At 73.9% G+C, this 12,446-nt stretch carries 13 protein-coding genes; 10 read left to right on the forward strand and 3 right to left on the reverse strand.

Annotated features, from left to right (window positions below):
• The first annotated feature begins 47 nt into the window (after positions 1-47).
• Genes paaC through AB0I29_RS09560 form a run of 4 tightly spaced genes read left to right on the forward strand, consistent with a single transcriptional unit; the run spans position 48 to position 3,302 of the window.
• Positions 48-875, forward strand: coding sequence for a 1,2-phenylacetyl-CoA epoxidase subunit PaaC (gene paaC / locus AB0I29_RS09545; RefSeq protein WP_357480842.1), 828 nt, complete (start codon positions 48-50; stop codon positions 873-875).
• The gene (gene paaD, locus AB0I29_RS09550; RefSeq protein WP_357480845.1) at positions 875-1,402 is read left to right on the forward strand and encodes a 1,2-phenylacetyl-CoA epoxidase subunit PaaD; all 528 of its coding nucleotides are present in this window, start codon (positions 875-877) and stop codon (positions 1,400-1,402) included. Before paaC ends, paaD begins: the two co-directional genes overlap by 1 nt.
• Positions 1,402-2,535: a 1,2-phenylacetyl-CoA epoxidase subunit PaaE gene (gene paaE, locus AB0I29_RS09555; RefSeq protein ID WP_357480848.1), complete on the forward strand. Its 1,134-nt coding sequence runs from the start codon at positions 1,402-1,404 to the stop codon at positions 2,533-2,535. The genes paaD and paaE overlap by 1 nt, the downstream gene beginning before the upstream one ends.
• Positions 2,532-3,302 (forward strand): enoyl-CoA hydratase-related protein, encoded by a 771-nt coding sequence (locus tag AB0I29_RS09560; RefSeq protein ID WP_285103351.1) that lies wholly within the window; start codon positions 2,532-2,534, stop codon positions 3,300-3,302. Before paaE ends, AB0I29_RS09560 begins: the two co-directional genes overlap by 4 nt.
• Positions 3,303-3,326: 24 nt before the next feature.
• Here AB0I29_RS09560 and AB0I29_RS09565 read toward each other — a convergent pair whose 3' ends face one another.
• The 3 genes from AB0I29_RS09565 to AB0I29_RS09575 are packed head-to-tail and all read right to left on the reverse strand — an operon-like array spanning position 3,327 to position 6,828.
• Positions 3,327-4,700 (reverse strand): dihydrolipoamide acetyltransferase family protein, encoded by a 1,374-nt coding sequence (locus tag AB0I29_RS09565; RefSeq protein ID WP_357480852.1) that lies wholly within the window; start codon positions 4,698-4,700, stop codon positions 3,327-3,329.
• Positions 4,697-5,707, reverse strand: a complete 1,011-nt coding sequence (locus tag AB0I29_RS09570; RefSeq protein WP_285103347.1) for an alpha-ketoacid dehydrogenase subunit beta — start codon at positions 5,705-5,707, stop codon at positions 4,697-4,699. The genes AB0I29_RS09565 and AB0I29_RS09570 overlap by 4 nt, the downstream gene beginning before the upstream one ends.
• Positions 5,704-6,828 carry a thiamine pyrophosphate-dependent dehydrogenase E1 component subunit alpha gene (locus AB0I29_RS09575; RefSeq protein ID WP_357480856.1) on the reverse strand — a complete coding sequence of 375 codons (1,125 nt, stop codon included), beginning with the start codon at positions 6,826-6,828 and terminating at the stop codon, positions 5,704-5,706. Before AB0I29_RS09575 ends, AB0I29_RS09570 begins: the two co-directional genes overlap by 4 nt.
• 89 nt (positions 6,829-6,917) lie before the next feature.
• Between AB0I29_RS09575 and AB0I29_RS09580 the strand changes: the two genes are divergently transcribed.
• The 6 genes from AB0I29_RS09580 (at position 6,918) to AB0I29_RS09605 (ending at position 12,425) form a co-directional block, all read left to right on the forward strand.
• Entirely contained in the window at positions 6,918-7,427 is a 510-nt protein-coding gene (locus AB0I29_RS09580) for an Lrp/AsnC family transcriptional regulator (protein ID WP_285103345.1), read from the forward strand.
• A gap of 35 nt (positions 7,428-7,462) precedes the next feature.
• Positions 7,463-8,470, forward strand: coding sequence for a LacI family DNA-binding transcriptional regulator (locus AB0I29_RS09585; protein WP_357480859.1), 1,008 nt, complete (start codon positions 7,463-7,465; stop codon positions 8,468-8,470).
• Positions 8,471-8,606: 136 nt separating this feature from the next.
• Positions 8,607-9,773 (forward strand): Gfo/Idh/MocA family oxidoreductase, encoded by a 1,167-nt coding sequence (locus AB0I29_RS09590; protein ID WP_357480862.1) that lies wholly within the window; start codon positions 8,607-8,609, stop codon positions 9,771-9,773.
• The gene (locus AB0I29_RS09595) at positions 9,773-10,870 is read left to right on the forward strand and encodes a Gfo/Idh/MocA family oxidoreductase (RefSeq protein WP_357480865.1); all 1,098 of its coding nucleotides are present in this window, start codon (positions 9,773-9,775) and stop codon (positions 10,868-10,870) included. The genes AB0I29_RS09590 and AB0I29_RS09595 overlap by 1 nt, the downstream gene beginning before the upstream one ends.
• A 100-nt stretch (positions 10,871-10,970) precedes the next feature.
• Positions 10,971-11,864, forward strand: a complete 894-nt coding sequence (gene sigJ / locus AB0I29_RS09600; protein WP_285103337.1) for an RNA polymerase sigma factor SigJ — start codon at positions 10,971-10,973, stop codon at positions 11,862-11,864.
• Positions 11,865-11,969: 105 nt separating this feature from the next.
• A complete protein-coding gene (locus AB0I29_RS09605; RefSeq protein WP_357480868.1) occupies positions 11,970-12,425 on the forward strand; it encodes a carboxymuconolactone decarboxylase family protein in 456 nt (151 codons plus the stop codon).
• Positions 12,426-12,446 lie beyond the last annotated feature (21 nt).

A 12,446-nucleotide genomic window follows, 5' to 3' on the forward strand; every position in this document is an offset into this window, starting at 1 on the left:
GTACCGCCGGCCCCCGGCCGGACGGCCCGACGCTCGATGGAGAGCCCATGCAGAACCAGCACCAGTCCCCGTCCGCGGTGCTCACACCCGAGGCGATCGCCGCCCGGGTCGCCCCGCAGGACAGCCCCGCCCGGGCCACCGACGACGTCGCGCGGTACGCGCTCGGCCTGGGCGACGACGCCCTGGTCCTCGCGCAGCGGCTGGGCTCGTGGATCGCCGCCGCGCCCGAGCTGGAGGAGGACGTCGCGCTCGGGAACATCGCGCTCGACACCCTGGGGCACGCGCGCGGCCTCCTGACCTACGCGGGTTCCGCCTGGGACCAGACCGAGGACGACCTCGCGTACTTCCGGGACGAGGCGGACTTCCGGTGCCGGCAGATCTTCGAGCGGCCCAACGGGGACTTCGCGTGCACGATCGCCCGGCAGCTCGTCGTGTCGGCCTACTTCACCGTGCTCTACCGGGGCCTGGCCGACAGCGCCGACCCCACGCTGGCGGCCATCGCCGCCAAGGCGGTCAAGGAGGTGGACTACCACCTGGACCACGCCACGCTCTGGACCGTGCGCCTGGCGCTGGGCACCGAGGAGTCGCGGCGGCGGATGATCGCGGGGCTGGAGGCGATCTGGCCGTTCGTGGACGAGCTGTTCGCCGCGGATCCCGCCGCCGACGCCGTCCCGGCTGCCGCCGTGGCGCCCGCCGGGCTGCGCGAGCCGTTCGACGCGCTGCTGCTGCCGGTGCTCGACCAGGCCGAGCTTCCCGTACCGGGGATCGCGGCCGTCCGCGGCGGCGGCCGCCTCGGGGTGCACTCCGAGGCGCTGGGCCCGCTGCTCGCGGAGATGCAGGTGCTGGCCCGGCGGCACCCGGGGGCGGTGTGGTGATGAGCGCCGTCGACAGTCCCGTCGAGCACGTCGCCCGCCCCCGCCCGGAGGCAGGGCCGGAGCGCGCCGTGTGGGATGCCGCGGCGACCGTCACCGACCCCGAGGTGCCGGTCCTGACCATCGAGGACCTGGGCGTGCTGCGCGGCGCGCGGATCGTGGACGGGTCGCCCGTCGTGGACATCACGCCCACCTACTCGGGCTGCCCCGCCGTCGACGCGATCCGCGACGACATCGTCGCCGTGCTTCGCGAGCGCGGCTACCCGGGGGCCCGCGTGGACGTGGTGCTCTCCCCCGCGTGGACGACCGACTGGATGAGCGACGCCGGCCGCCGCAAGCTCGTGGAGCACGGCATCGCCCCGCCGGGCCGCCGGGCCGGCGGCGTCGTCGCGCTGGGCCTGGGCGTCCGGTGCCCCCGGTGCGGCTCGCTGCACACGCGCGAGCTCGCACGGTTCGGCTCGACGTCGTGCAAGGCGCTGTACGTCTGCCAGCGCTGCCGGGAGCCTTTCGACCACTTCAAGGAGCACTGATGCCGGTCGCCGACACCGGTGTCCCCGCCGCGCCCGGCACGCGGCGTCGCGCCCGGTTCCACCCGCTCACCGTCGCGGCGGTGCGCACGCTGACCGCGGACGCCGTCGAGGTGACGTTCGACGTCCCGGACGACCTCGCCGACGCCTACTCCTACGCGCCGGGCCAGTACGTCGCGCTGCGCGCGCGGGTCGACGGCGAGGAGGTGCGCCGCACCTACTCGATCTGCCAGGCGCCCGTCCCCGGCTCGCTCAAGGTGGGCATCAAGCGCGACATGGGCGGGCTGTTCTCGCCCTGGGCGATCGACCACCTCGCCCCGGGGATGACGCTCGACGTGATGAGCCCCGAAGGCCTGTTCGTGTCGCACCGCCCGCCCGGCCAGGGCGGGCGCGTGGTCGGGGTCGCGGCGGGCAGCGGCATCACGCCGATGATGTCGCTCGTGGAGCACACGCTCGGCTCGGCGGCGGACAGCACCTTCGACCTGGTCTACTCCAACCGGACCACGACGGACACGATGTTCGTGGACGAGCTGGGCGACCTCAAGGACCGCTACCCCGCCCGGCTGGCCCTGCACCACGTGCTCACCCGCGAGCGCCGGGGCGCCGAGCTGCTCTCGGGCCGCCTCGACGCCGACCGGCTGCGCCGCATCGTGACGGCTCTGATCGGGCCGGACGACGTGGACGAGTGGTTCCTGTGCGGGCCGTTCGAGATGGTGCAGACCTGCCGGGCCGTGCTGGAGGAGCTGGGTGTGCCGCCGGAGCGGGTGCGGCACGAGCTGTTCACCACAGGCCGGCCGGAGCGTCCGACGGCGCCGTCCGGGGCCCCGCCGGCGTCGGGCGCCCCCGACGGCGAGTCGCACTCGATCTCCTTCCGGCTCGACGCCGCGACGTCGACCGTGACCAGTCCGGCCGGGGCGCGCGAGAGCGTGCTGAACGCCGCCCTGCGGGTGCGCGGCGACGTGCCGTTCGCCTGCGCGGGTGGCGTGTGCGGCACATGCCGGGCAAAACTGGTCTCGGGCACGGTGGAGATGGTGGAGAACTACGCGCTGGAGCCCGAGGAGCTGGCGCGTGGCTACGTCCTGACCTGCCAAGCGATCCCCACCAGCGAGGAGATCTTCGTGGACTACGACTCATGATCACGCTCACGATCGAGGACGAGATCGCCGAGGTGGTGCTCGACGCGCCCGGCCGGCTGAACGCCCTGGACGAGGCCGGGCTCGCCGAGCTGGACGACGCCTACCGGCAGGCGGAGGCCGCCGGCGTGCGGGCGCTGCTCCTGCGGGGCGAGGGCCGGGCGTTCTGCGCCGGCCGGGACATCTCGGGGGTCGACCCGGCGACGGACGACGCGCTGGGCTACCTCCGCAACCGGGTGACCCCGCTGCTGTGGCGCATGGCCGCGTTCCCGGCGCCGACGTTCGCCGCGGCGCACGGTGCCTGCCTGGGTGTGGGGCTGGGCCTGCTGATCGCCACCGACGTCGTCTACGTGGCCGACGACGCCAAGGTGGGCTCGCCGTTCGCGAATCTCGGGGCGACGCTCGACTCGGGCGGGCACGCGCTCTTCGTCGAGCGCCTGGGCGCGCACCGCGCGCTCGACCTGGTCTATACGGGCGAGCTGATGAGCGGGGCCGAGGCGGTCGCCGCCGGCCTCTTCTCCCGGGCCGTGCCCGGCCCGGAGCTGCTCGGGTTCACGCGCGACCGGGTCGAGCAGGTCGCGCGCGGGGCGACGAGCGCCTTCCTCGCCTCCAAGCGCCTGGTCACCGAGCTCCGTGACGAACGGATCGCGTTCTGGGCCGCGGTGGCCCACGAGAGCGAGGCGCAGGGCGACCTCAGCCTGACCGACGACTACCGGGAGGGCTTCGCCGCGTTCCAGGAGAAGCGGCGCCCCACGTTCACTGGCCGGTGACCTGGACGTTCCTGGGGCACGGCGTCACAGGCGGACGATCGCCGGGAGCGGGTTCTCGATCGCGTCCGCGACCGTGCGCATGAAGGCCGCCGCCGTGCCGCCGTCGCAGACCCGGTGGTCGAAGACGAAGGACATCTGCGTGATCTTGCGCGGCACGATCTGGCCGTCGACCACCCAGGGCCGGTCGATGATCCGGCCGAAGCCCAGGATCGCGACCTGCGGGTGGTTGATGATCGCGGCGCTGCCGTCGACGCCGAGGCTGCCGTAGTTGTTCAGCGTGAACGTGCCGCCGCTGAGCTCCCCGGGCGTGGACCTCCCGACCCGGGCCCGGGCGGTGAGGTCGCGCAGGGCCGTGTCGAGCTCGCGCGTGGTCATCGAGTCCGCGCCGAGCACGGCCGGGGCGACGAGCCCGGTCTCGCCCTGGACGGCGATGCCGAGGTTGACGGCGTCGGACACGACGATCTCGTCGCGCTCGGTGTCGAGCCGCGCGTTGAGCACCGGGTAGGCCTCCAGGCCGGCGACGACGAACCGCGCGATGTGGGCCAGCAGCCCGGGCCCGGGGTCGTCGGGCGTGCGGGTGGCCTCGCGCAGCTCCCAGAGCGCGGTGGCGTCGACGTCGACCCAGACGGTCGCCTCCGGGATCTCCGCGCGGCTGCGCGAGAGCACCCGGGACGCCGCCCGCCGGAAGCCGCTGAGCGGGATCCGGTGCTCGCCGGGAGCGGCCGGGGCGACGGCGGCAGCCGGGCTCGGTGCCGAGGCGGCCCGTGCCCGCTCGACCGCGGCGCGCACGTCCGACCGGGTGACGGTCCCGCCCGCGCCCGTCGGCGGGATCGCGGCGAGGTCCAGGCCCGCCTCGCGGGCCAGCCGCCGGACGATCGGGGAGATCACGCGGACCGGGCTGCTGTCGTGCGGGGGCTCGGGGTTCGCGACGCCGTCGTCGGCCGGGCCTGCGACCGCGGCAGGCACGGCGAGCGCAGCGGGCCGCGTCCCGCGGGGCCGACGCCGCCGCCCCGCGCCGGGATGCGCGGACGTCCCGTACCCGACCAGCACGTTCCCCGACCCGGCCTGCTCCTCGGTGCGGTAGGCCTCTGCCTGGGGGTCGGGCTGGGGGTCAGGCTCCGGGTCGGGGTCAGGCTCCGGCTCCGGGTCGGCCGAGATCGTGATCAGCGGCCTGCCCACCTCGACGCACTCCCCCTCGGCCGCGTGCAGCACGCCCACCCGGCCGGCGTACGGGCACGGCACCTCGACCACGGACTTGGCGGTCTCGACCTCCACCACCGGCTGGTCCATGGTCACGACGTCACCCTCGGCGACCAGCCACTGCACCACCTCGGCCTCGGTCAGGCCCTCGCCGAGGTCGGGCAGGAGGAAGGTCTGCTCGGTCGTGGTGCTGGTCATGCGTCCTCCCACTGCAGGTCGTCGACGGCGTCGAGGATCCGGTCGACGGACGGGAGCTGGAGGTGCTCCAGCTTGGGCGGCGGGTAGGGGATGTCGAAGCCCGTGACGCGCCGGACGGGCGCTGCCAGCGAGTGGAAGCAGCGCTCGCCCACCCGGGCCGCGATCTCGGAGGCGACGCTGGCGAACCCGGCCGCCTCGGCGATCACGACGGCACGCCCGGTCGACTCCACGGCCGCGCAGACCCCGGCGTCGTCGAACGGGACGATCGAGCGCAGGTCGACGACCTGGAGGCTGCGGCCGTCGCGCGCGGCCGCCTCGGCCGCCTCCAGCGCGACCGGCACGGACGGGCCGTAGGCGATGAGGGTGGCGTCGGTGCCCGGACGGCGCACGACGGCCGTGCCGATGCCCGGCCCGCCGCCGTCCGCCAGGGCCACCTCGCCCTTGGCCCAGTAGAGCTTCTTCGGTTCGAGGAAGACCACGGGGTCGGGCGAGGCGATCGCCTCGCGCAGGAGCCAGTAGGCGTCCGAGGGGTTCGACGGCGCGACGACGTGCAGCCCGGGCGTGTGCGCGTAGTAGGCCTCCGACGAGTCGCTGTGGTGCTCGACGCCGCCCACGCCGCCGGCGTACGGGACCCGGATGACCAGGGGCAGCTCGACGCGGCCGCGGGTCCGGTTCCGCATCTTCGCGATGTGGCTGACCACCTGCTCGAAGGCGGGGTACGCGAAGGCGTCGAACTGCATCTCGATCACCGGCCGCATGCCGTTCATCGCCAGGCCGACGGCGAAGCCGGCGATGCCGGCCTCCGCGAGGGGGGTGTCGAAGCAGCGGTCCTCGCCGAACTCGGCGGTGAGCCCGTCGGTCACCCGGAAGACGCCGCCGAGGGGGCCGACGTCCTCGCCGAGCACGAGCACCGTGGGATCCTCGGCCAGCGCGTCGCGCAGCGCCCGGTTGATCGCCTGGGCGGTGCTGAGCGTCTCGCGCTCCACCGCGGGGCTGGTGGTGGTCATCGGGGCGTCTCCTCTCGGCTCGGCTCGTCACGGCTCGGCTCGTCACGGCTCAGCTCGTCCCGGACCAGGGCGAGCTGCTCCACGAGCTGCGGCGTCGGCGTGGAGTAGACGAAGCGGAACAGGTCCTCGGGGTCCGGCACGACGTCCACGGCGATGCCGTCCCGGGTGTGCCGCGCGAGCCGCTCGGCGGCGTCGGCGTGGGCCGCGGCGCGCGCGTCGTCGAGCAGGCCCGCCCCGCGCAGGTAGGCGTCCAGCCGCAACAGCGGGTCCTTGGCCGCCCAGGCCGCGACCTCGTCGTCACCGCGGTAGCGGGTCGCGTCGTCGGCGTTGGTGTGGGCCTGCATGCGGTAGGTGCGGCCCTCGACGAGCTGCGGTCCCTCCCCGGCCCGCGCCCGCCCGACCGCCGCGGACAGGACGTGCAGCAGGGCCGCGAGGTCGTTGCCGTCCACCTGCTCGCCGGGCACGCCGTAGCCCACGCCCTTGTGCGCCAGCGACGGCGCGACCGTCTGCCGGGACAGCGGCACGGAGATCGCGTACTGGTTGTTCTGCACGAAGAAGACGACCGGTGCCCGGAAGACGGCGGCGAAGTTCAGCGCCTCGTGGAAGTCGCCCTCGCTCGTGGCGCCGTCGCCGCACATCGCCAGCACCACGGTGGACTCCCCGCGCAGCCGCGCCGCGTGCGCCACCCCCACGGCGTGCGGGAGCTGCGTGGCGAGCGGCGTCGCGAGAGGCGCGACGCGGCGCTCGTACGGGTCGTACCCCGAGTGCCAGTCGCCCTTGAGCAGGCCGAGCACCTCGACCGGGTCCACGCCGCGCGTCACGGCGGCCGCGGTGTCACGGTAGGTCGGGAAGAGCCAGTCCTCGTCGTCAAGCACCTGCGCGGCCGCGACCTGGCAGGCCTCCTGCCCGTACGACGACGGGTAGACGGCCAGCCGCCCCTGCCGCACGAGCACCGAGGCCTGCTCGTTGAAGCGGCGGGCGGTGACCATGCCCGCGAGCCCGCGGAGCAGGTCGTCGGCCGCGGGCAGCGCGGCCGTGTCGTCGACCGTGGGCCGGCCGTCCGGGTCGAGGAGCATGACCGGCTCGCGGGACGGCAGCATGAGATCTTCGTTGATCACCATGTAGATATACTGGTCAAAGTTCCATTCGGATTCCATCAACGGCGAGGATCCGAGAACCCGTCCAGTCATGACCGGGTCACACGATCCAAATGTCCAGCACAGAAGGGCCTGAGGGCGTGGTGGCGAGACAAGTGGCAGCGGGCCTCGACGACGTCGACCGGCGCATCATCGACGAGCTGCGCCGGGACGGGCGGATGTCCATGCGGACGCTCGCCGAGAAGCTGCACATCTCGCGGGCCAACGCCTACGTGCGCGTGCAACGCCTGGAGTCCACCGGGGTGATCCGCGGCTACCGCGCGGAGATCGACCCGGTGCTGGCCGGGCTGGGCACGTCGGCCTACGTGACGGTCAACCTGGACCAGGCGCAGTGGCGCTCGGTCCGTGAGGAGCTGCGCACCCTGCGCGGCGTCGAGCACATCGGGCTGGTCGGCGGGGAGTTCGACCTCGTCCTGCTCGTCCGCGCCCGCGACAACGCCGACCTGCGGCACCTGATCCTGGACCAGATCCAGGGCATGAACGGCATCGTGAACACCCACACGCTGCTGGTGTTCGAGGAGCCGGTGCCCGCGGGCCCGGCACCGGCGGCGCCGGCGAGCTGATACGGCCGGTCGCGGCGAGAGGGGACACTGTGTCGATGTCAGCCCGCCAGCCCACCAGCCACGACGTCGCGCGCGCCGCGGGGGTCTCGCAGTCGACGGTCAGCTACGCCCTGTCCGGCAAGGGCACCATCGCGCCCCGGACCCGCGAGCACGTGCTGGCGGTCGCGGCGTCCATGGGCTACCGGCCCAACCTCGCGGCGCGGTCGATGCGCACCCAGCGCTCGGGCCGGCTCGCCGTGGTCACCGGCGTGACGGTGGACAACCGGCTGCGCATGCTCACCGGCGCGGCGGAGGTCGCCGCCGAGGCGGGCTACGCCGTGGACACCCACAGCGTCGACGGGACCGCCGAGGCCCGCACCGAGCGCGTCGTCGACCTGGCCCGGGGCGGCCAGGTCGAGGGGGTGCTGACGTTCCTGCCCGTGGTCCCGGACGCGCTCACCCTCGACGAGGACTCCGCACCGGTCGTGGCCGAGACGGCCCTGGACGAGCAGCTGCGCACCACCGGCGAGCTCGCCGACGCGGGCCTGCTCGGCACCGTGATCTCGGCGCTGGTCGCGGCCGGCCACCGCCGGTTCCTGCACGTGGCCGGACCCGAGCACTTCGCCTCGGCCCGCTCCCGGCGCGACGTCTACCTCGCGGAGGTCGAACGCCTCGGCGTCGAGTCGCTCGGCGTCGTCGGCAGCGCCTGGTCCCCCGAGTCGGGCCGGGAGGCCGTGCTCGCCCTGCCCGACGACGCCCCGCCGCTCGCCGTGATCGCGGCCAACGACTACGTGGCGCTCGGCGTGCTGCGCGGGGCGGCGGAGCGCGGCTGGTCCGTCCCGGGCGACCTGGTCGTCACCGGCTGGGACGACGCCGACTTCAGCGCGTTCACGACGCCCTCGCTCACCACGATCCCCGTGGACTTCGTCGAGGCCGGACGGCGCGCGATGCGCCGGCTCGTCGCGGCGGTGCGGCACGAGGAGCCCCCCGCGCACACGGCGCCGCTCCAGCGCGTCGTGTGGCGGGAGTCGACGGGGGCGCTCACGCCCGCCGTCGTCCCCTGACGGCAGACCGGCCCTTGACATCCCGAGCACCGGACATGACGATGTTGAACCGTTGCATCATACGTATGATGCGGTCTGCGACGTCGCACCGTTCCGCTGGTCGGCGTCGTGACGCCGTCGTCCAACCGGAGGAAGCATGCTCAAGATCGGCATCGTCGGGACCGGCGGTATCGCCGGCGCGCACGCCGAGGGATACCGCCGCTTCGCGCAGGAGTGCGAGGTCGTCGCCGTCTGCGACATCGTCCCGGGCAAGGCCGCCGAGCAGCGCGCGCGGCTCCAGGTGCCCGGTGCGCGGGCCTACGGGAGCATCGAGGAGCTGCTGGCCGCCGAGCCGGACCTCGACCTGGTGAGCATCACGACGCCGCCGTCGACCCACGCGGAGCTGACGGTCACCGCGCTGCGGGCCGGGGTGGACGTGCTGGTCGAGAAGCCGATGGCGCCCTCGCTGGAGGAGTGCGACGCGATGATCGCGGCCGCCGCCGAGCACGGCCGCGTGCTGTCCGTCGTGGCGCAGAACCGCTTCCGGAACGACATGGCCACGCTCAAGGAGGTGCTGGACTCCGGCCTGGCCGGACCGGTCTCGCACGTCCAGGTGAACTCGGCGTGGTGGCGCGGCGCGGCCTACTACGACCTGTGGTGGCGCGGCACGTGGGAGTCCGAGGGCGGCGGCTGCACCCTGAACCACGCGATCCACCACCTCGACCTGACCCAGTGGATGCTCGGCGCGCCCCGCGCCGTCACGGCCGTGCTGACCAATGCCGCGCACGAGAACGCGGAGGTCGAGGACCTGTCCGTCGCCGTGCTCCAGTACGACCGGGCGCTGGCCGAGGTGACGAGCTCCGTGGTGCACCACGGCGAGGAGCAGGCGATCGTCGTGCAGGGCCGGGAGGCGCGCGTCTCGCAACCGTGGAAGGTGGTGGCCTCGGCCGCCTCCCCCAACGGCTTCCCCGCCCCCGGCGGCAACGCCGAGCGCGTCGCGGAGATCGAGGCGCTGGCCGCGGCCCGGGAGCCGCTGCCGCACGAGGGTCACAACGGGCAGATCGGCGACACGCTCGCTGCCGTCCGGGAGCGCCGCGAGCCCGCCGTCACCGGCGCCGACGGCCGCCGCGCCGTGGAGCTGGTGACCGCGATCTACCAGGCCGGGATCGAGCGGCGCACGGTGGACCTGCCGCTGCGGCCCGACGACCCGTACTACCGCACGGGCACACTGGTGGCACGTGCGCCCCACTTCTTCGAGAAGACCGCGTCGGTGGGCGACCTGCCCGGCGCGATCACCGTCGGCAGCAGCCAGGAGGCGATCTGATGAACGCGAGCAGCGGCGCTAGCTACGCACCCGAGCCGGTACCCGACCCCGTGGTGAGCGCGGGCGACTTCCCCTTCGCCGCGGTCCGGCTGGACCACGGCCACATCTACGGCATGGCCGAGGGCCTCCAGGCCGCGGGCGGCACCGTGAAGTGGGTGTACGACCCGGACCCGGCCAAGGTGGAGGCGTTCCGCGCCAAGTTCCCGGACGTGCGCGTGGCGCGCAGCGAGGACGAGGTGTTCGACGACGACGACGTGCGGCTGGTCGCCGGCGCCGCCGTCACCTCCGAGCGCTGCGCCCTGGGACTGCGCGCGATCGAGGCGGGCAAGGACTACTTCACGGACAAGGCCCCGCTGACCACTCTCGACCAGCTCGCGGCGGCCCGGGAGGCCACCGCGCGGACCGGCCGCAAGTACGCCGTCTACTACTCCGAGCGCATCCACGTCGAGGCGGCGGTCCTGGCCGACCAGCTCGTCGAGCGCGGCTCGATCGGCCGCGTGCTGCAGGTCATGGGCCTGGGCCCGCACCGCCTGGGCACCGGCCGCCCCGACTGGTTCTTCGAGAAGGACAAGTACGGCGGCATCCTGTGCGACATCGGCAGCCACAACTTCGAGCAGATGCTGCACTACGCGGGCGCCAAGGACGCGCAGGTGACGCACGCCGCCATCGCGAACTACAACCACCCGGAGCACCCGGAGCTGGACGACTTCGGCGAGGCCAACATCGTCATGGACAACGGCGCGGCGGGCTACTGCCGGGTCGACTGGTTCACCCCCGACGGCCTGAGCACCTGGGGCGACGGGCGCACGTTCATCCTCGGCACCGAGGGCTACATCGAGCTGCGCAAGTACGTGAACGTGGGCACCGACGAGGGCCCCGGGCATGTCTTCCTGGCCAACGGCGAGGGCGAGCACCACCTCGTCGCCAAGGGGAACGTGGGCTACCCGTACTTCGGCCGGCTCATCCTCGACTGCCTCGAGCGCACCGAGAACGCGATGACCCAGGAGCACGCGTTCAAGGCCGCCGAGCTGAGCGTCCAGGCCCAGCTCGCGGCCCGGGTGCTCACCCCGGACGCCGAGGGCGCCGGCATCGGCTGACCCTCCCTGGTGCGCCGGGCCCGGACCTCCGGGCCCGGCGCTCCTTCTGATCCGGCGTGGCGGCCGATCTATGCTGCTCCCGACCGAGAGGAGCAGCCGCGTGGCGACCGACGATCTGCCCGGGCAGGACCGGCTCCGTGCCGAGTGGTCCACGCACCGGCCCGCGGTGTTCGGCGCGGCGTACCGGCTGCTCGGGAGCGTGGCCGACGCCGAGGACGTCACCCAGGACGTCTGGCTGCGCGCAGTCGGCGCGAACCTGGACGAGGTACGCAACCTCCGGGCCTGGCTGATCACCGTCGCGGCCCGCCGGGCCTACGACATCCTCAACAGCGCCCGCCACCGCAGGGAGTCCTACGTGGGGCCGTGGCTCCCCGAACCCCTGCTGACCGGTCCGGACGCGGCCGAACCCGTGCTCGTCGACGAGTCGGTCACCGCGGCGATGCTCCTGGTCATGGAGAAGCTCAGCCCGCCGGAGCGGGTCGCCTTCGTGCTGCACGACGTCTTCGACCTCGAGTTCGCACGGATCGCCGAGATCCTCGACGTCACGGTGCCGGGCGCCCGGCAGCTCGCCTCGCGGGCCCGCCGGCGCGTGGCCGCCGAGAAGGACGCGATGCCACGCACGTCGCGGGTGTCGCGGGCGGAGCGGGAGCGGGTGCTCGATGCCTTCCGCGGCGCCTACGAGACCGGGGACCTGGAAGGACTCGTGCGCCTGCTGGACCCCGACGTCGTCTACGTCACCGACGGCGGCGGCAAGGTCTTCGCGGCGCGCAAGGCCGTTCTGGGTGGTCAGCGGGTGGCCGAGCTCATGGTGCGGGTCGGCCACCAGCGGCGGCCCGACCACATCGACCTGGTGGAGGTCGGGGGCGAGCTCTCGCTGGTGTTCCGTCGCGAGGGCCAGGTGTACTCCGTGGACACGCTGCAGATCGCGGACGGGCGGATCACTGCCTACCGCCGGGTCCTCAACCCGGACAAGCTCACCCGGGTCCGAGTGTGACGTCTCTGACCGTCACGTCCGGGCGGGCCACGTCGTCTCCCTGGCGGCCCCGGTGCCGCTCCGGCGCGCACCGACCCGGGCCGCACGACGACTCAGAGGAGAACCATGACCACCACGCAGCGCGTCGACATCGGCAAGCAGCAGCCGAACGCGTACAAGGCGCTGATCGCCCTGTCCGGGGAGGCCGAGAACAACGCCGTGTCGGCGGGGCTCGACCCGCTCCTGGTCGAGCTGCTGAGGATCCGCACCTCCCAGATCAACGGCTGCGCGTTCTGCCTGCGGCTGCACACGCGCGACGCCCTGAGGAAGGGTGAGAACCCCGACCGGATCGCCGTGCTGCCCGCCTGGCGGGAGACGGGCTACTTCTCCGACACCGACCGGGCTGCGCTCGGCCTGGCCGAGGCCATCACCCTGGTCGCCGACGGGCACGTCGGCGACGCCGACTACGCCGGCGCCGCGGCGGTCCTCACCGACGACCAGGTCGCGGCGGTCTCCTGGATCGTCACGGTGATGAACGCCTTCAACCGCGTGGCGATCACCAGCCGGTACACCGTCGCCTGAGCCTCAGGGCGTCGCGCGGGC

Source organism: Promicromonospora sp. NPDC050262 (assembly GCF_040655935.1).
In the GTDB taxonomy this organism is placed as follows: domain Bacteria; phylum Actinomycetota; class Actinomycetes; order Actinomycetales; family Cellulomonadaceae; genus Promicromonospora.

Bases quoted from the DNA above. Each gene is read 5' to 3' on its own strand.
- paaC (WP_357480842.1), top strand. From the start codon at position 48: ATGCAGAACCAGCACCAGTCCCCGTCCGCGGTGCTCACACCCGAGGCG.
- paaD (WP_357480845.1), top strand. From the start codon at position 875: ATGAGCGCCGTCGACAGTCCCGTCGAGCACGTCGCCCGCCCCCGCCCG.
- paaE (WP_357480848.1), top strand. From the start codon at position 1,402: ATGCCGGTCGCCGACACCGGTGTCCCCGCCGCGCCCGGCACGCGGCGT.
- AB0I29_RS09560 (WP_285103351.1), top strand. From the start codon at position 2,532: ATGATCACGCTCACGATCGAGGACGAGATCGCCGAGGTGGTGCTCGAC.
- AB0I29_RS09565 (WP_357480852.1), bottom strand. From the start codon at position 4,700: ATGACCAGCACCACGACCGAGCAGACCTTCCTCCTGCCCGACCTCGGC.
- AB0I29_RS09570 (WP_285103347.1), bottom strand. From the start codon at position 5,707: ATGACCACCACCAGCCCCGCGGTGGAGCGCGAGACGCTCAGCACCGCC.
- AB0I29_RS09575 (WP_357480856.1), bottom strand. From the start codon at position 6,828: ATGGTGATCAACGAAGATCTCATGCTGCCGTCCCGCGAGCCGGTCATG.
- AB0I29_RS09580 (WP_285103345.1), top strand. From the start codon at position 6,918: ATGTCCAGCACAGAAGGGCCTGAGGGCGTGGTGGCGAGACAAGTGGCA.
- AB0I29_RS09585 (WP_357480859.1), top strand. From the start codon at position 7,463: ATGTCAGCCCGCCAGCCCACCAGCCACGACGTCGCGCGCGCCGCGGGG.
- AB0I29_RS09590 (WP_357480862.1), top strand. From the start codon at position 8,607: ATGCTCAAGATCGGCATCGTCGGGACCGGCGGTATCGCCGGCGCGCAC.
- AB0I29_RS09595 (WP_357480865.1), top strand. From the start codon at position 9,773: ATGAACGCGAGCAGCGGCGCTAGCTACGCACCCGAGCCGGTACCCGAC.
- AB0I29_RS09605 (WP_357480868.1), top strand. From the start codon at position 11,970: ATGACCACCACGCAGCGCGTCGACATCGGCAAGCAGCAGCCGAACGCG.